This is a genomic window from Sorangium sp. So ce394, from assembly GCF_051474665.1.
In the GTDB taxonomy this organism is placed as follows: domain Bacteria; phylum Myxococcota_A; class Polyangia; order Polyangiales; family Polyangiaceae; genus Sorangium; species Sorangium cellulosum_D.
The window spans coordinates 12,831,899-12,848,608 of the sequence record NZ_CP150339.1 but is presented as its reverse complement, the minus strand read 5'-3'; the positions used below and the strand labels follow the sequence as shown (position 1 = coordinate 12,848,608).

Annotated in this window: 15 protein-coding genes; 6 read left to right on the top strand and 9 right to left on the bottom strand. The window is 73.6% G+C overall.

The annotated features are described in order from the left end of the window. Positions 1 to 108: 108 nt before the first annotated feature. Positions 109 to 2,133: a serine/threonine protein kinase gene (locus WMF33_RS47480; protein ID WP_437334749.1), complete on the top strand. Its 2,025-nt coding sequence runs from the start codon at positions 109 to 111 to the stop codon at positions 2,131 to 2,133. A 14-nt stretch (positions 2,134 to 2,147) separates the two neighbouring features. On the opposite strand, the gene WMF33_RS47475 is transcribed toward WMF33_RS47480, so the two are convergent. The 4 genes from WMF33_RS47475 to WMF33_RS47460 all read right to left on the bottom strand — a co-directional run bounded on the left by WMF33_RS47475 (position 2,148) and on the right by WMF33_RS47460 (position 4,557). Beyond that, on the bottom strand, positions 2,148 to 2,843 hold the full coding sequence (locus WMF33_RS47475) for a hypothetical protein (protein ID WP_061621967.1): 696 nt from the start codon (positions 2,841 to 2,843) through the stop codon (positions 2,148 to 2,150). 127 nt (positions 2,844 to 2,970) lie between these two features. Further along, positions 2,971 to 3,324: a YXWGXW repeat-containing protein gene (locus tag WMF33_RS47470; RefSeq protein ID WP_437334748.1), complete on the bottom strand. Its 354-nt coding sequence runs from the start codon at positions 3,322 to 3,324 to the stop codon at positions 2,971 to 2,973. Next, positions 3,321 to 4,286: a prepilin peptidase gene (locus WMF33_RS47465; protein WP_437334747.1), complete on the bottom strand. Its 966-nt coding sequence runs from the start codon at positions 4,284 to 4,286 to the stop codon at positions 3,321 to 3,323. Before WMF33_RS47465 ends, WMF33_RS47470 begins: the two co-directional genes overlap by 4 nt. Positions 4,287 to 4,293: 7 nt before the next feature. Then, the gene (locus WMF33_RS47460) at positions 4,294 to 4,557 is read right to left on the bottom strand and encodes a hypothetical protein (protein ID WP_437334746.1); all 264 of its coding nucleotides are present in this window, start codon (positions 4,555 to 4,557) and stop codon (positions 4,294 to 4,296) included. An 87-nt stretch (positions 4,558 to 4,644) separates the two neighbouring features. Between WMF33_RS47460 and WMF33_RS47455 the strand changes: the two genes are divergently transcribed. Next, complete coding sequence (locus WMF33_RS47455) at positions 4,645 to 5,943, top strand: formylglycine-generating enzyme family protein (RefSeq protein ID WP_437334745.1); 1,299 nt, start codon at positions 4,645 to 4,647, stop codon at positions 5,941 to 5,943. A 42-nt stretch (positions 5,944 to 5,985) separates the two neighbouring features. Here WMF33_RS47455 and WMF33_RS47450 read toward each other — a convergent pair whose 3' ends face one another. From WMF33_RS47450 to WMF33_RS47430, 5 genes are all read right to left on the bottom strand, one after another. Next, the gene (locus WMF33_RS47450) at positions 5,986 to 6,471 is read right to left on the bottom strand and encodes a YbjN domain-containing protein (RefSeq protein ID WP_437334744.1); all 486 of its coding nucleotides are present in this window, start codon (positions 6,469 to 6,471) and stop codon (positions 5,986 to 5,988) included. Between the two features lie 55 nt (positions 6,472 to 6,526). Then, positions 6,527 to 7,777 (bottom strand): hypothetical protein, encoded by a 1,251-nt coding sequence (locus WMF33_RS47445; protein WP_437334743.1) that lies wholly within the window; start codon positions 7,775 to 7,777, stop codon positions 6,527 to 6,529. After that, a complete protein-coding gene (locus tag WMF33_RS47440; RefSeq protein WP_437334742.1) occupies positions 7,774 to 8,865 on the bottom strand; it encodes an alpha/beta fold hydrolase in 1,092 nt (363 codons plus the stop codon). Before WMF33_RS47440 ends, WMF33_RS47445 begins: the two co-directional genes overlap by 4 nt. Before the next feature lie 42 nt (positions 8,866 to 8,907). After that, positions 8,908 to 9,138, bottom strand: coding sequence for a TIGR04563 family protein (locus tag WMF33_RS47435; protein WP_012241296.1), 231 nt, complete (start codon positions 9,136 to 9,138; stop codon positions 8,908 to 8,910). A gap of 134 nt (positions 9,139 to 9,272) precedes the next feature. Next, positions 9,273 to 11,255, bottom strand: a complete 1,983-nt coding sequence (locus WMF33_RS47430; RefSeq protein WP_437334741.1) for an aconitase family protein — start codon at positions 11,253 to 11,255, stop codon at positions 9,273 to 9,275. Between the two features lie 244 nt (positions 11,256 to 11,499). On the opposite strand from WMF33_RS47430, the gene WMF33_RS47425 reads away from it, so the two are divergent. The 4 genes from WMF33_RS47425 to WMF33_RS47410 all read left to right on the top strand — a co-directional run bounded on the left by WMF33_RS47425 (position 11,500) and on the right by WMF33_RS47410 (position 16,698). Then, a complete protein-coding gene (locus WMF33_RS47425; RefSeq protein WP_437334740.1) occupies positions 11,500 to 12,849 on the top strand; it encodes a protoporphyrinogen/coproporphyrinogen oxidase in 1,350 nt (449 codons plus the stop codon). Next, the gene (locus WMF33_RS47420) at positions 12,846 to 13,589 is read left to right on the top strand and encodes a glycosyltransferase family 2 protein (RefSeq protein WP_437334739.1); all 744 of its coding nucleotides are present in this window, start codon (positions 12,846 to 12,848) and stop codon (positions 13,587 to 13,589) included. Before WMF33_RS47425 ends, WMF33_RS47420 begins: the two co-directional genes overlap by 4 nt. Before the next feature lie 98 nt (positions 13,590 to 13,687). Next, positions 13,688 to 15,472, top strand: coding sequence for a glycerol-3-phosphate dehydrogenase/oxidase (locus WMF33_RS47415; protein WP_437334738.1), 1,785 nt, complete (start codon positions 13,688 to 13,690; stop codon positions 15,470 to 15,472). Further along, positions 15,451 to 16,698, top strand: a complete 1,248-nt coding sequence (locus WMF33_RS47410; RefSeq protein ID WP_437334737.1) for an FAD-binding protein — start codon at positions 15,451 to 15,453, stop codon at positions 16,696 to 16,698. Before WMF33_RS47415 ends, WMF33_RS47410 begins: the two co-directional genes overlap by 22 nt. Positions 16,699 to 16,710 lie beyond the last annotated feature (12 nt).

Here is a 16,710-nt window from a genome sequence, read left to right as displayed (position 1 = left end):
GGCGCGCCGTCGTGGGCGCGCCGCTCCGCGTCCGCCCGCTGCTGCGCGAGCGCTTGCGCGCGCTGCCGTCGGCTTGACTGCACGGCGTTGGATCAGGACCATTCTGCGGTGAGCGAGCACAAGGGGACGAACGACGAGGCTGACTGGGCGGTGGACTCCGCTCGCAGCAACGAGCTCGCCGCCTCGGGCCCGCCGGAGCACGTGCAGGCCGCGATCGACGCCAGGACCCTGCGCTCCCGGCAGCTGCCCGCCCCCGTGGCCTCCTCCGAGCCCCCGCCGACGATCCCCATGCGGCGCCCGGACCGCGACGCGCCGACCACCGTCGGCCCGGACGCGCCGCCGGATGTGCCGCCGTCCCCTCCCGACCGGCACGCGCGCAGCCTCGGCAAGTATCGGTTCATCGCGACGCTCGGGCGCGGGGGCATGGCGGACGTGCACCTCGCGGTCGCGGTGGGGCCGGCAGGCTTCAGCAAGCTGCAGGTCATCAAGCGCCTCCGGCCCAACATCGCCGACGAGCCCGAGTTCCGGGACATGCTGCTCGACGAGGCCCGCCTCGCCGCCCGGCTGAACCACCGCAACGTGGTGCAGACCAACGAGGTCGGCATCGCGGACGGCGAGTACTTCATCGCCATGGAGTACCTCGACGGGCAGCCGCTCAGCCGGGTGATCTCGCGCGCGCGCGAGCAGGCGCGCGCGATCCCGCTCACAGTGCGGCTGTGGATCCTCAGCGAGGTGCTGGCCGGCCTCCACTACGCCCACGAGCTCGTCGACTACGACGGCGCGCCGCTCAACGTCGTGCATCGCGACGTGAGCCCCCACAACATCTTCATCACGTACGACGGCCAGGTGAAGATCGTCGACTTCGGCATCGCGCTCGCCGCGCACCGCGTGGTCGAGACGGAGGCCGGCACGCTGAAGGGCAAGGTCGCGTACATGGCGCCCGAGCAGGCGTTCTCGCACTCGTCCCAGATCGATCGGCGCGCCGACATCTTCTCGGCCGGCGTCATCCTCTGGGAGATGCTCGCCAACCGCCGCCTCTGGCGTGGGCTGACGGATCCGCAGATCATCTCGCGCCTGATGCGGGACATCCCGGACGTGCGCTCCGCGCGCCCCGACGTGCCCGTCGATCTCGCGCGCATCTGCGCCCGAGCGCTCGCCCACGCGCGCGACCGGCGCCACGCGACGGCCGCCGACCTCCGCGCGGAGCTCGATCGCTGCGCGGAGCGCCTGGGAGAGCAGGTGACGGCCGAGCAGGTCGGCGCGCTCGTGAGCGAGCTGTTCGCGAGCGAGCGCGCAGACATCCGGGCGATCATCGATCGCCAGCTGAAGCAGCTGCAGGAGCACGGCCCCGACGCGGGGAGCGCGGAGCTCGGCGGCCGCGCGTCGAGGCTGCCTTCGCTGCCGATGCGCGAGCCGCTCGACTCGCACCCTTCCGCCGAAGAGGGGGCGATCACGGCCTCCGAGCCCTCGGCGCCCGAGCGCCCTCTCCACCGCTCGAACCCTCCGCAGGCGACGCTCCACGCCGTCGTGCGGACCGAGCCGGCCCCGGCCGCGCGGCCCGAGCCGGGGCCGCGGCGCTCGCGGCTGCCGCTCGTCGCGGCGGCCGCGGTCATCGCGCTGATCGGCGCCACGACGCTGTACCTGAAGGTCCGCGATCCGGGTCGGCCGAGCGCCCGCGCGATCGCGCCGCCGGCCCAGAGCGCGCCGCCCGCGCCAGCGCCGCCCGCGCCCTCCGCATCGGCGGCCGAGAGCAGCCCTCCGCGGCCCGGGACCGACGCCGCGCTCCTCCGGGCGTCGATCAAAGCGAGCCCGGCCAGCGCGAAGATCCTCGTCGACGGGGTGGAGCTCCCCTCGAACCCCTTCGACGGCAAGCTCCTCAAGGACGGCGCGGCGCACCGGATCGAGGTCTCCGCTCCAGGCCACGTCGCGCAGCGACGGATGCTGGTGTTCGACAGGGACATCGAGCTCGAGGTGACGCTCCACCAGGCGCCGAAGGGGCCCGCCGCCTCTCCCGCGATCACGGCCAGAGCGAGCGCCGCCGCGACCACCACCGCGACCGCGACCTCTCAGCCGGCCGCGCCCCCTGCCGAGGTGGATCCGACCGTCCCGCCGCCGAAGCCCGACCCGTACTGACGCGGCGAACGCGGTTACAGATCGCGGTAGCCCGTGGGCGGATCCACGAGCTTGGCCGCCTTCGCCACCCCGCGAAACACGTAGTCCGAGTAGCTGTAGGGGCCGTCCGACCACACGAGAAAGTCGTCCTCGAGCGCCCCGTCCGGCGCCCCCTCGCAGAGCTCCGGCGCGGCGAGGACGGGGCCTTCGTTGTAGATCGGCGCCGACGCGTTCACCTCCTCCTCGGCCTCCTCCATGGCGGCCAGCGCCCCGGCGTGCCGGTCCGCATCGAGCTCGTCCACGGGGTACAGCTCCCAGTCGAGCAGCACGAGCTCCGGGTGCGGAGGATCGTCCGGGGCCGACGCGAAGGGGGCGTGCGTGGCCTCGGGGAGGCCCGTCCGCGCGAGCGCCTCGAGCAGGCGGTCCTGGTAGCGCAGCGCCGCCGCGTCGGGGGTCCAGAACGCCGTGAGCGCCGCGATCACCTCTTCGGTCTTCGCCTCGCGCCACAGCGACGGATCGCGCGAGCCGAGCTCGAGGCCCCGCTCCTTCCTGAGGCGCGCCTCGAAGGCCGCGGCGTGCGGCGCGAACTCCGGCAGCTCGGCGAGGGCGTGATCGACGGACCAGTGGAGCCGGTGATCGACCTCGCGCACGTAGCGGTGCTTGCCGAGAGCACGGAGGAGGCGGGCGATTTCGTCGGGTGTGCGCGCTGCGAACGACCAGGCAAGCATCATGGGGCTGGGCTCATCGATCCGTGCAGGTGACGGCGCGCCGCGCCCGCTCGCCGGCGCCGTTCAGGCGAGCGCGGGCGTCGGGCAGCTCGGCACGGTGTGACTTTCCATCGCGTGGGCGCGGCGTCGATCACTTCTTGCCGGGCACGTGCCATACCCCGGCGAACCACACCAGGGATCCGTCGGCGCGGCGCACGGTAGCGGTGGGAGCGAAATACCCGCCCGGCGGGACGGCCTCCCATCGTCCCGGCTGCCACGCCCAGCGGCGGCTCCGCCACTGCCACTCGCCGTCGATCCAGACGAGGCCCGGCTTCTCGGGCGGCGAGATGATCTCGACCCGCGCCGGCGGCGGCGGGTAGGGCACGACCACGGCGGGCTCGCTCGGCAAGTGAGGGCCCGTCGGGGGCAGCGGGAGCGAGCTGCCGCAGGCCGCGAGGGCGAGGGGCAGCGCGAGGGCGAGCGCGCGGCGGAGCAGGGCCTTCATCCGGCGTCGATCCATGAGAAATACGCGTCGAGGATGTCGCGCCCGACGAGCAGGCACTCCAGCGTCGCGAGCGCGAGGAACGGGCCGAAGGCGATGCGGGCCTGGCCGAACCCCTCGCCGGGCTCCTCCGCGAGCGGATCCTGCGCGAGCTCCTTCTCGGCGGCGGCGCGCTCCTCGGGGGACATCCCTGCGAGCTCGGCGCGGATCTGCTCGCGCTCGAGGCGCACCGCCTCGGGCTCCTCGATGCTCCCGCGCAGGAGCAGCAGGGCGATCGCCACGATCGAGCCCTGGACGGCGCCGGCGCCGAGCACGAACAGCGCGCCCCCCCAGCCGAACCAGGCGCCCGCCAGCATGAGGAGCTTCGCGTCGCCGAGGCCCATGCCCACGCGGCCGCCGCGGAGCCGCGGGTAGATCACGACGAACGGGAGCCAGACGACGGCGAAGCCGACCGCGGCGCCGAGGAGCGCGTCGGTGAAGGCCATCGAGCGCAGCGACGCGGTGGCGACGCCGAGCACCGCGCCGCCGATGGTGATCCCGTCGGGGATGTACATGTGCTCGAGGTCGATGAACGTCGCGGCGACGAGCCCGAGCGCGAGCGCGAGATCGGCGGTGTACGTGGCGAGCGCGTGGAGGATCGGCGTCGACCAGGGGAGGCGGAGGATGATGAGCTCGACGATGGCGAGCGACAGGACGCCGCCGACCGCCTCGACGAGGGGGTAGCGCGGCGACACGGGGGCGCCGCAGCAGCGGGCGCGGCCGCGCAGCAGGAGGTAGCTGAGGACGGGGATGTTGTCGTAGGCGCGGATCGGCGTGCCGCACGCGGGGCAGCGCGAGCCGGGGCGGACGACGCTGAGCTCGCGCGGGACGCGGTGGATGACGACGTTGAGGAAGCTCCCCCAGAGGAGGCCGAAGCAGAGCGCGAAGGCGCGCAGGAACCACGGGGGGAAGTCGGCGAGCGTCACCTTCGGCTCATGTCCTCGGGCTCGCGGCGGCGAGCCGGAGCATCATCGTGAGCGCCTGCTCGAGCTCGGCGACCGTGGGCTGCACGGGGTTCTCGGAGAGCGCCGCCTTGAGATCGACGAGGCGCCCGCCGAGCTCCTGGTAGTGGCGGCGCACGCCCTCGGTCGGCGCCTCGGCGACCCACCGGCTCACGATCTCGCGCAACTCGTCGAGGTCGCTGCCGGCGAGGAGCTGCGCCATCTGCGAGGCCATCGGATCCGGTGCGTCGCTCACGCCCTGCCCCATATCCGGCCAGCATAGCGCGGGCACTTTGACGGGCGAGGGGTCCTGCGACATAAGGCGGAGCGCTTGCGAGGAACCGTGCCGACGAGGACGCCCGCCGCTGCCCTGATCCTGCTGGTCGCCGCCGGCGTCGCCGGAGGGGCGGGCTGCGACCGCGCGGAGCAGCAGCAGCAGCAGCAGGCCGGGGAGAAGCGCGCGGACGGCGGCGCGCCGGCTGCGCCTGCGCCGTCCGGGAAGGTGCTCGAGGCGGCCGAGAACGAGTCGCCCGCCGCGAGCGCGAGGCCGCAGGCCGGCGCGGTGCCCGCGGGGCCGGCGCGCGTCGAGATCCCCGCCGGGAAGCTCGTCGCGGGCAGCACGCCCGGGGACAAGGGGCGCGATCCGGCGCTGGAGCCGGCGTTGCTCGACGTCGAGCTGGGCGGCTTCACCATCGATCGCTACCTGTACCCGAACGATCCGGCGCAGCCGCCGCTCACCGGCGTGACGCGGGCGCGCGCCTCGGAGCTCTGCGAGCAGGCCGGCGGCCGGCTGTGCACCGAGCTCGAGTGGGAGCGCGCGTGCAAGGGCCCCGAGGGGACGCCCTACGCGGGCGGCGCCGCGTGGGACCCGGCGTGCGCCAAGGCGCCGGCGTCGTGCGCGTCCGGGTTCGGCGTGCTCGGCATGGGGGCCGCGGTGCGCGAGTGGACCGCGAGCGACGTCGCGCCGATCGAGAACCTCCAGCCCAAGGCCGCCGCCGTGCGCGGGGCCACGGCGAGCGCGAGCGGCGTGGATCACCGGTGCGCGCGCCGCGCGGCGGTCGATCCGGGCGCGTCGGGCGACGACATCGGCTTCCGGTGCTGCCACGGCGCGCCGAACGCGGCGTCGGTCCCGTCGCCGCAGTGGCAGCAGACGTACCGGCGCGCGGAGATCGGGCCGCAGCAGGTCGCGGAGCTGCTCGCGTCGGTGCCGCAGCTCCGCGATCTCGGCGGGGAGGTCAAGTTCTTCAAGGAGCCCGACGACGTGAACGTCGTGCTCAGCCGGGGCCGGACGCGCCTCTCGCCGAGCGGCACGCCGGCGATCCAGCCCGAGGCGAGCCCGCCCCCGAACACGACGCTCACCACCTCGCCGCTGCTCTGGAACCCGGTGCCGGGCGAGGAGGTGCTCGTGGTGACGGGGAAGTCCGACGAGGACTCGTTCATCGTCGCGTTCCTGAAGCTCCCCGGGGACCGGTACCGGATCGCGTCGTCGCTGCTGCTGAAGGGCGACCCAGGGCCGATCGCGCTCGGCTTCAACGGTTACGTGCGGCGGCGGCTCACGTGGGCGACCTGCTGGGATTGCCGCGGAGAGTCGGGAAACGTCACGTACCGGGACGACAACCGCGTGGTGATCACGCAGAAGTGATCGCGCCGGGCGCTGGCAGGGCGCCCGTCCCTCGCCGGCCGCTCAGGTGTCGGTGCCGAGCAGCGCGTGCCGGTACGCGGTGGCGTACTCGATGATGCGCTCGACCGCGTCGACGAACTCGGAGCGATCGAGCGACTCGGTGGGCAGCTCGGCGCACAGCAGGATCTCGTTGCGATCGTCGAGGGCGAACTTGGCGGTGCGCATGTCGCGGTTGGCCTCGAGCAGGTGACGGAGCAGGCCGAGCATCTGGCCGGTGTCCTCGGCCAGGGGGGTCAGCCTCGCCCCGGCCTCGTCGCGGCCCTGCATGTCGATGGAGTCGAACACGCCGAACATCGAGAGCACGACCCAGTTCTCGGTGCACTGGACGTAGAACGGCGGGAGCTCGACGACGCCTTCCTCGCGGGGGCGGATGCGCAGGGTGGACGGCTTCGTCAGCTCGGCGCTGTAGCCGATGTCCTCCGTCCAGCGCTGCAGGGTCGCCACGTCGATCACGTTCACCGTGATCGCCCTGCTGCCGCCGGAGATCAAGATGCGCGCGCGGCGAGGCGCTCGCGCTGGGCCGAGGCGGGGCCGGGGCGCCGCGCTAGAGGCTGAGGACGGCGTCCTCTCCCCTGTCGGCGATCTTCGCCTCGATGAGGCTGAGCAGCGCCTGCCGCCGCTCCTCGAGCTCGACGAGGGCGCGCGGCGGCACCAGCTCGTCCTCGATCCCGCCGGGGCGCAGCGCCGCAGCGGCCTGCTCGGGGCCGAAGCGCGCGAGCGCGTCGCGGAGCGCCCGCGGGAACCGCGCGGCTTCCACCAAGCGATCGAGCTGCCGATCCAGCTCGTGCGCCTTCACGTGCAGCGGGAACGCGCTGGCGTTGGCCTCGAGGCTGAGGGCCCCCGCGCTCACGTCGATGACGATCTCCTTCCGGAGCCCGTTGCCGGCCAGGTAGTCGAGCGCGAGCACCTCCAGGTAATCGCGGAGGATCGAGGCGCGCTCGCCGCGCGCCGGCGATCGAGCGCGCGCCCAGCGCGCCCACACGTCGAGCTCGGGCGCGTCATCGAACCGGACCGACCGCCGCCGGGACGACACCCAGCGCGGTCCCGGCGGACCGGGAGCGGGCGCGAGGACCAGCGCGTCGACCGTCCCGTCGTTCATGACCGCGAAGCGGCGCAGCAGCTTGCGCCCGTTCGGCTCGCGGCCGATGAGCGCCGCGAGCTCGCCGATGCCGATCCGGCGCGCCGTCGCGGCGGGCACGACGTGCGCGCCGAGCGCCCTCGCCAGCCGGTAGAACGCGACCGGACGCCGGAACGCGAGCGGGGCCTTCTTCTGCGCCGGCGCGAGCTTCACCTTCACCTCGCGGGGGGCCGCTGCTTCGACGCCCGCGCCGAAGGCCAGGATCGCCTCGAACCGACCGTCGGTCGGTTTGCCCGTGAGCCGGAGCGCGCGCACCGGAGAGCGCTGGAGCGCGCGCGCGACCTGCGCGTCCCCCGCCGCGCGCGCGACCTGCGCGTCCTCCGCCGCGCGCGCGACCTGCGCGTCCTCCGCCCCGCGCGCGACCTGCGCGTCCCCTGCCGCGCGCGCGACCTGCGCGTCCCCTGCCGCTCCAACGCGCGGCGCCGGGGACGCGGGCGGCTCGCCCGATGAGCGCGCCGGGACCCCGCCGGGCGCAAGCACGATCTCGTTCTCCGCCAGCGCCGCGATCGCGCCGGCGGCCCCGCCGCCCTGCTCGGACGACGGCCGTGCGCACGAGGCCGCGATCAGCGCCGCCGCGACGAGCAGGCGCCGCGCCGCCGCGCCGCCGCGCCGTCGCAGACGCCCGCGCGCTGGTCCGTCTGGCGCGCGGAGGCTCATCGGTCGTTCGACAGCCCGCGCGGATCCCCCGGCGAGGGCCCTCCTTCGGCCGAAGGCTGCGCCGACTCATCGCTGGCCGAAGGCTGCGCCGATCCATCCTCCGCCGGCAGGTGCGACATCTCCCCGCTGGCCGACGCCTGCGAGGGCCCGACGCTCGCGCCTCTCCCGACCGGGGCTCCACCGAGGACGCGCTCGAGCAGGAACTGCTCCACGCGCTCGATGACCATCTTCTTGCGCTCCAGCGGGACGACGTGCGTGCCGCCGCTCACCATCATCAGCTCGCCGCGCGGCAGCGCCGCCGCCATCTCCTCGGCGAGACGCGGCGGGGTGAACGTGTCGCGGTCGCCGGCGATCACGAGCGCCGGAAGATCGATCTGCGGGAGCAGATCGAGCGTCGAGTGCTCGCCGGCGCTGCGCAGCATGTGGAGGAACATCGAGAAGTCGATGTCGACCATGTGCCGCATGTACGGCAGCAGATCCGCCGGGGTGACCGCGCTCGCGTCGACCTCGCGGGCGAGCAGCGCGATCCGCAGCGCCATCGGCGCGGGCACGCGGCTCCAGATCGCTCGCGCGATGTGCGGGTACGCGTCGACCTGCTCGATGAGCCGCGGCAGCAGCTGCGCGAGCACGTCCGTGCCCTTGAAATGGTGGGTGATCCTGCCGGACGAGCCGCAGATCAACACCAGCCCGCGCACCCCCTCGCGGTGGGTCCGCAGGTGCTCCAGGATGACCTGACAGCCCATCGAGTGCCCGAAGAGCACCACGGGGCCGTCGCCGATCGCCGCGCGCACCGCGACGAGATCGCTCGCGTGGTCGCGGAGCTCGACCGCCTTCGGATCGACCGGCAGGCTGCTCCGCCCGTGGCCGCGATAGTTCCAGTGGGCGACGTTGACCGTACGGGCCAGGTCGTCCCACAGGTACTTCCAGATGAAGCCGTCGCACGCGATGCCGTCACAGAGCACCGCGGTGAGGCGTTCCGAGCCCGCCCCGACCCCGCTGGCCAAGCTTCCGATGCCGCCGGGACCTTCCCGGTAGCGGACATAAATCCGCGTACCGTCCTTCCCGGCGGCGAAGAGCTCTCGACCCATCGATCCCCGAGCGACGCGGCTTACGCGAGGCTCGCGGCGATGTTAGTCGCCGCTGTCCTCGTCGTCAGCCACGTCGTTGACACTCGGAAGCTTTTTGATGTCTATCCGCGCCAGCTTCCACGCGCGCTGCACGACCCAAGAAAGCGAGCGATCGAGCCGCGCCGCTTCCTCCTTGATTTCCTGCAGCATCGACTCCGGAAAGTAGAGGCTCTGCTTCCGCTTGTCCGTCTTCGAGGCTTCGTTGTTTTTCGCCAGCGTGTCCTTGTCGGTCATACGCTCTTGGGGCTCCTCCCGATCCGCCACAGAAGAGCACCTTAGCGTACGGCGCACTTCCGTGGAAAGCATTCGTTTTTCCATGATGCCGATTGCGGCCACTATGTGTGTAACTCCGCGATAGGCGCTCTGCGTCATGACTCCGGGAAAGCGATTTTCCCCGCGATCGCGCTGGCCGCGACGATCAGGGGACTGGCCAGGTAGACCCGGCCGGGTCCGCTTCGGCCCGGGAAGTTCCGGTTGATGGCCGAAACCGTGACCTGATCCTTGCGGTCGGATACACCGGGTCCGGCCTTGATGCACGCCCCGCAGGAGGGGTCGACGAGCTCAGCGCCCGCCTTCTCGAAGATTTCGAGGTAGCCCTTCGCCTCGGCGTAGCGGCGGATGTCCTGGGAGCCGAACTGGATGTAGAGGTGCACGCCGTCGGCGACGCGCTTGCCCTGCTCCACCGCGCGGCGCAGCACCGACGCGTACATGTCCATGTCGGCCTTCTTGCCGCCCGTGCACGAGCCGCCGTACGCGATGTCGATCTTGACCTCGCCGCCCGCGACCTCACGGAGCGACCGCAGCGGCACGCCGTTCCGCGGATCGCCGGGCGTCGCGACCATCGGCTCGATCGCCGCGAGATCGATGTCGAACGTCGCCACGTACTCCGCGCCGGCGTCCGCGCGCACGATGCGCGCGCGCACGTCCTCCGCGGCGAGCCCGCGCTGCTCGACGAGGTAGCGCACGATCTCCTCGTCGGCCTCGATGATGCCGGTGAAGCCGCCCGCCTCGACCGCCATGTTCGTGAGCGTCGCGCGCTCGTCGAGCCCCATCGCGCGGACGCCGTCGCCCGCGAACTCGAGCACCTTGCCGATGCCCTGGCCGGTCTTCCAGAACGGCTGCGAGAGCAGGAACAGCATCACGTCCTTGGCGGTGACCCCCGGCCCGAGCCGCCCGGTCAGGTTGAAGCGCGCCGACTGCGGCACCGCGACGCGGACGTCGCGCGTCAGCCACGCGTTCGCCATGTCGGTCGAGCCGACGCCGAACGCGAAGCACCCGAGCGCGCCCGCCATGCAGGTGTGCGAGTCGGTCCCGGCCACGATCTGCCCCGGCAGCGCGAGCTCCTCGATCACCTTGTTGTGACAGATGGCCTCGGAGCCCACGGTCCTGCCGTCGCGCTCGACCTCGCCGTACAGCTTGACCCCGTGCCGCTCGGTGAAGGCCTGCTGCACGGTCGCGAGCGATGCCGCCTGCTCGCGCAGGCCGAGCTTGAGGTGCGCCTCCGGCATCACGCGATCGAGGAACGTGAGGTGATCGCGGAAGGCGAAGACGCTCTCCGGCTCGGTCACGACCGCGTCTGGCCCGAAGCCCGCCCGGAAGAGCGACTCGGCCATCGGCGTGACGTACTCGTGCGAGAAGCGCACGTCGATGCGGACGAAGAGCGCGTCGCCCGGCTTCACCGCCGGGACCCCGATCTTGCCCGCCCTCGCGTCCACGATCGCGTGCGCCGCGATGATCTTCTCGCACAGGGTCATGGGCCGCGGCGGCGTGTCGAGCGTCGGCGGCGAGACCTCGCCGGCCATCCGCGCCTTGTTGTAGGCGAAGAGGCCGCCGTACTCGACGACGTCGGCGCTGATCGGGTCGAGCCCGCGCGTGAACTCGCCGATCGGGATCTCCTCGCCCCGCGCGAGCCGATCGAGGAGCGAGAAGTCGGTCGTCGTGAGCAGCCCGATGTTCTGGCAGTTCTGGCCGTAGATCTTCTCGATGCTGCGCGCGACGACGATCTGGATCCCGGCCTCGCGCTCCGAGTACGGCGCCGTCTCGCGCGAGCTGCCGCACCCCTTCGAGCGACCGCTGACGATGACGCCGAAGCCGCCGTTCTTGATGGCGTCGCGCTCGACGAGCCCACCGCGCAGCCCCACCAGGCAGTACCGGGCGAGCGTCTCGTCGTAGTAGTAACAGACCCAGCCCGGCGTGAGCTCGTCGGTCGAGATGTTGTCGATCAGCGCGTGCTGCGCGGGATCGAACCGAAGCTCGCCGCCCGCCAGCTGCTGCTTCAAGAGCTCCGGGTCCTCGGTCAGGTAGAGGGTCCTCCCGGTGACTTGGACCGACTTCCGGCGGGGGATGGGCATCTTCGACCTCGGATACCTCGGACGCCGCGGAGCGCCGGGCGCGCGCGACGGGACCTAGACACACTTAGTCGCTCTGGGCGGAGGCGCCAACGGCGCTCTTCGCCGGCGCGCGCGGAGCTCGGGCCGCCTCACGCCGAGGGCAGGAAATCCAGCATGGGCGAGCGCCCCGGCCGGGCACCGCGCCTTGACCGCGCACCGGGGAGGTGGTGTCTTCGCGGCCGCGGCCGCGGCCGGGCCGCGAGCGATGACCCGACCCACGATTTCCAGCGTTCCCGTCGCGATCCTCGGCGCCGGCCTGACGGGCATGGCGGCCGCGTACCACCTCGGGCGAGCGGGCGTGCCGCACCGGCTGTTCGAGCGCCTGCCGCGCCCGGGCGGCCACGCGATCACGCTCGAGGACGACGGCTTCCGCTTCGATCGGACAGGGCATCTCCTCCACCTGCGCGACCCGGCGACCCGCGCGCTCGCGCTCGGCTGGCTGGGCCCCGATCCCCTCGAGATCGAGCGGCGCTCGATGATCTGGTCGAACGGCACGTACACCCGCTATCCGTTCCAGGCGAACACCTTCGGCCTGCCGCCCGCCGTCGCCTACGAATGCCTCCGCGGCTTCATCGAGGCGCACTTCGCCAAGGACCGGCCCGAGCCCAAGAATTTCGAGGAGTTCTGCCTGGCGCATTTCGGCGAGGGGATCAGCCGCCACTTCATGATCCCCTACAACAGCCGCCTTTGGGGGGTGCACCCGAGCGAGATCACCGCCGACTGGTGCTCCCGCTTCGTCCCGCTGCCGAAGCTCGAGGACGTGCTCGCCGGAGCGGTCGGGCTGAACGACCGCGAGCTCGGCTACAACGCGAAGTTCCTCTATCCGCGGCTCGGCATCGGCCAGCTGACGCACGGGCTCGCGCGGGCGCTCGCCGAGCAGCGGCCGCGGGACGCGGGCACCCCGGCGATCGAGCTCGGCCGCGCGCCCGCGGCGATCGACTGGCGCGCGCGCGAGCTCGTGTTCGACGACGAGATCGTCCGGTACGACGTGCTGATCTCGTCCGCGCCGCTGCCTGCCCTCGTGAGGCTCCTCGCGGACGCGCCTCGGTCCGTCGCCGAGGCGGCCTCCCGGCTGCGCTGCACGCACCTCCACTACCTCGACGTGGCGCTCGACACCCCGTGCGGGAAGCCGCTGCACTGGGTCTACGTCCCGGAGGCGAAGTACCCGTTCTACCGCGTGGGCTGCTACTCGAACTTCTCCCCCGCCATGGCCCCGCCGGGCAAGGCCGGCCTCTACGTCGAGCTCGCCGATCGCGCCGAGCCCGATCTCGCGGCGCTGCTCCCCCGCGTCGCGGAGGGCCTCGTCGAGATGGGCCTCATCCCCGCCCCGAGCGCCGTCCGCTTCGCCCGGTTGCGCCGCATCGATCACGCGTACGTCGTGTTCGATCACAGCTACTTCGGGTCGCTGGAGGCCGTGCGGCCGTTCCTCGAGGGCCAGCGCATCCTCTCATCCGGGCGGTACGGCGGCTGGAACTACTCCTCGATGGAGGACGCGCTCCACTTCGGGCGCGACGCGGCGCTCCGCGCGCAGGCCCTCCTCGGAGGTGCGCCGTGAGCGCCGCCGAGCCTGGCCGCGGGGACGCGGGCGAAGCGCCGGAGATCTCCATCGTCATCCCCGTTTACAACGAGGAGGCGATCCTCCACGCCGCCGTCGTGGACCTGCGCGAGCGGCTGCTGCCGCTCGGGTGGCGCTGGGAGCTCGTGCTCGCCGAGAACGGCTCGCGCGACGGGACGCTCGCCATCGCCGGCGAGCTCGAGCGCAAGTACTCGGAAGTGCGGCACTTTTCGATCGGCGAGCCGAACTACGGCGCCGCGCTCCGCGCGGGCATCGAGCGGGCGCGCGGGCGCTTCGTCCTCTGCGACGAGATCGACCTGTGCGACGTGGACTTCCAGCGCCGCGCGATCGCGATGCTGCGGGCGGGCGGCGTCGACATGGTGATCGGCTCGAAGCTCATCCAGGGGGCGCGCGACGATCGCCCGTGGGCGCGGCACGCGGCGAGCCAGATGTACAACGGGCTCCTCCGCGCCACGCTCGGCTTCCGCGGGACGGACACGCACGGGCTCAAGGCGTTCCTGCGCGAGCCGCTCCTCGGGATCGTCCGCGAGTGCGTCGTGGACAAGGACGTCTTCGCCAGCGAGCTCGTCATCCGCGCCTACCGGGCGGGCCTGCGGATCGAGGAGATCCCCGTCCGCGTGCTGGAGAAGCGGCGCCCCTCGATCAACCTCACGCGCCGCGTCCCGAACGTGCTCCGCAACCTCGCGAAGCTGACCTGGGCGATCCGGGTCCGCGGCTGACGGCCGGCCTCGGACGGGCGGCCTCGGCCAGCATCTGCAGCGCCGCGCGCGAGGCTGGGCCCGCTCGTGGAAAAGTTCTGGCATGCTATACGCCGCAGGTGACGATCCTCCCCTCGAGCGCCGCAAGGCCGGCCCGCCGCGCCGACACCGACGTGGACGTCGTGGTCATCGGCGGCGGTGTGAACGGCGTGGGGGTCGCGCGTGACGCATCGCAGCGGGGCCTGAAGGTCGCCCTCTTCGAGCGCAACGATCTCGCGTTCGGCGCGAGCGGGAACTCGAGCGGCATGATCCACGGCGGGCTCAGGTACCTGACCAGCGATCCGCACGTGACCGAGAACTCGTGCCGCGACTCGGGGCACATCCAGGCGATCGCGCCGCACCTCTTGTTCCGGATCCCCTTCCTCGTCCCGTTCGAGGACGCGAGGCACGGGCGCATCCTCTACACGCTCGCCGACGGCTTCTTCGAGGCGTACGACAAGTACCAGCCGCTCAAGCGCGGCAAGCCGCACGCGCGCCTCTCGCCCGACGAGCTCCGGCGGCTCGAGCCGGGGCTGCACGGCGATCTCGTGGGCGGCTTCAGCTTCGACGAGTGGGGGATCGACGGCGCGCGGCTGTGCATCGCCAACGCCGTCGACGCGATCGAGCGAGGGGCCAAGGTGTACGTCGGGCACACGGTCGAGCGGGTCGAGCGCCGCGAGGACACCGGCGAGGTCGTCGCCGTGCGCTACCGGGACCGCGTGACCGGAGAGGGCGGGCGGCTCCGCACGAGCACGGTCGTGAACGCGACCGGCGCGTGGTCGCCGATCACGGCGTCGCTCGCGGGCCTCCCCGCCGCGAGCTCGCGGGTGCGGCCCGGCAAGGGCGTGCACGTCGTGTTCGACCGTCGCCTCACCAACTACGCGATCATGGCGAGGACGATCGACGGCCGTCAGATCTTCCTCGAGCCCTGGCAGAACATGAGCGTCATCGGCACGACCGACGACGACTTCTACGGCGACCTCGATCAGGTCCGCGCGACGAGCGAGGAGGTGAGGTACCTGGTCCAGGGCATCGCCCGCGTGTTCCCGCAGATCCACGAGGCGCGCGCGATCGGCACGTACGCGGGCGTGCGGCCCACGCTCTACGCGTACGGGCCGACCGAGGACGCGCTCTCGCGCGAGCACCAGATCATCGACCACGCGGCGCACGGCGCGCCGGGCCTCTACTCGATGATCGGGGGGAAGCTGGCCAGCTTCCGGCTCTTCGCCCAGGAGATGACCGACGTCCTCGCGCGGCGCTTCGATCTGGGCGCACGCTGCGTGACGCACACGACCGCGCTGCCCGGCGGCGACCGCCCCGTGGACGCGCTCGCGCTCTCGCGGCGGATGGAGATCGACGCGGTGGCCGCCCGGCGGCTCGTCTACCGCCACGGCTCGCGCGCGCTCCGCATCGAGGAGCGCGTGCGCGAGCGGCCGCGCGAGGCGGCGACGGTGTGCCCCTGCGAGCCCGTCGTCGAGGCCGAGGTGCGCTACGTCCTCCGGCACGAGCTCGCGCGGAGCGTGGCCGACGTCGCGCGCCGCACGCGCCTCGGCCTCGGCGCGTGCGGGGGCATGCGCTGCGCGGCGCGGTGCGGGCAGATCGTGGCGCAGGAGCTCTCGCTCCCGCCGCGCGACGGGATGCGGCAGGCCGTGGAGTTCCTCTCGCAGCAGGCGATGACGCGCGCGGTCGCGCTCGGCCCGGAGCAGGCGCGGCAGGAGGCGCTCGCGATCGCCAGCGTGCGGTCGGAGCTCGGCGCGCCCGCGGGCGACGAGGCGACCGCGGCGGCGTGCGAGGACAGCGATCGCCGGTCGCCGCGCTCCGCACGGGAGCCGGAGGAGAGGGCGTGGCGCGATCGATCCTCGTGATCGGCGCCGGCGTCGCCGGGCTCGCCGCCGCGTGGAGCGCGAGGCGGCGCGGGGCGCAGGTCACCGTGATCTCCGCGGGCGTCGGGGAGACGGCGCTCGCGGGCGGCGCGGTCGACGACGTCCCGTGGGAGCAGGTCGAGCGGGCCGCGCGGCTGCTCGGCAGCGATCTGCCCGCGAGCGATCTCGCGCCGGCGGCGAGGCAGCTCGCGGCGGAGCTCGGCCTGTGGGACGTGCCGCAGGCGTCCGGCGTGCGCCTCGCGACCGTCGCCGGCCGGATCCGCCCGGCCCGCGGCAGGGATCGCGCGCTGCTCGACCTCGGCTCGCTCCGCCGCACGCGCGTCCTCATCCCGCGCGCCGCGCGCGCCGCCTGGGACGCCGACGCGCTCGCGGAGGCGCTCACGGACGAGCCGTTCGCCCGGGCGCGGGGGCTCCGCTTCCTGCCGGTCGACGCGCCGGTGCTGCGCTTCGACGACGAGCGGCAGATCGCCGACGGCGACCTCGCGGCCCGGCACGACGATCCGGCGCGGCTCTCCTGGCTGCTCGATCGGCTCCGGCAGGCGCTCGAGGGCGCGGGCGGCGCGGGGGCGATCCTGCTCGGCCCCTGGCTCGGCGCGCGCGCGCCGCGGGCCGAGGCGCTCGCGGCGCGCCTCGGCGTCCCCGTGGGCGAGGCGCTGATCGGCGCCGGCTCGCCGGCGGGGCTCCGCTTCGAGGCGGCGCGCGACGCGCTGCTCGCCGCGATCGGGGCGGCGCGGCGCCACGGCCGCGTGCGCGCGGTGGGCGGTGACCTCGGGGGGCCGGGCGGAGCGGGCGAGGGCGTCTCGGTCCACGTGGAGGGCGAGGACGTGCCGCTCGCCGCGGACGCGGTGATCCTGGCGATCGGCGGCCTCGCCGGCGGGGGCATCGTGTATGCCCCGCCCGAGCGCGGCGCCGGTCCCGACCTCCCGGCGCGCGGCGGCGCGCCGTTCGCGCTCTCGGTCGAGGCGCCCGTCACGCTGGGCGACGCGCGCGGCGCGTTCGGCGTGGTGAGCTCGATGCAGGGCCCGGAGCTCGATGTCGTCGCCTGGCCGCGCGGCGAGCGGCCGGGCGCGCTGGAGTCGGTGGGCGTGCGGTGCGAGGGCGTCCGCGCCGCCCCCGGGATCCTGGCGGCGGGGGCGACCATCGCCGGGAGAGCGCGCACCGTGCTCGACGCGGTGACGACCGGGCTCCGCGCCGGCGCCGAGGCCTGACGCCGGTCGAGG

Excerpts from the sequence above, each read along its gene's own strand:
- WMF33_RS47475 (WP_061621967.1), bottom strand. The coding sequence starts at position 2,843 with ATGATGCTTGCCTGGTCGTTCGCAGCGCGCACACCCGACGAAATCGCC.
- WMF33_RS47440 (WP_437334742.1), bottom strand. The coding sequence starts at position 8,865 with ATGGGTCGAGAGCTCTTCGCCGCCGGGAAGGACGGTACGCGGATTTAT.
- WMF33_RS47425 (WP_437334740.1), top strand. The coding sequence starts at position 11,500 with ATGACCCGACCCACGATTTCCAGCGTTCCCGTCGCGATCCTCGGCGCC.
- WMF33_RS47470 (WP_437334748.1), bottom strand. The coding sequence starts at position 3,324 with ATGAAGGCCCTGCTCCGCCGCGCGCTCGCCCTCGCGCTGCCCCTCGCC.
- WMF33_RS47430 (WP_437334741.1), bottom strand. The coding sequence starts at position 11,255 with ATGCCCATCCCCCGCCGGAAGTCGGTCCAAGTCACCGGGAGGACCCTC.
- WMF33_RS47435 (WP_012241296.1), bottom strand. The coding sequence starts at position 9,138 with ATGACCGACAAGGACACGCTGGCGAAAAACAACGAAGCCTCGAAGACG.
- WMF33_RS47445 (WP_437334743.1), bottom strand. The coding sequence starts at position 7,777 with ATGAGCCTCCGCGCGCCAGACGGACCAGCGCGCGGGCGTCTGCGACGG.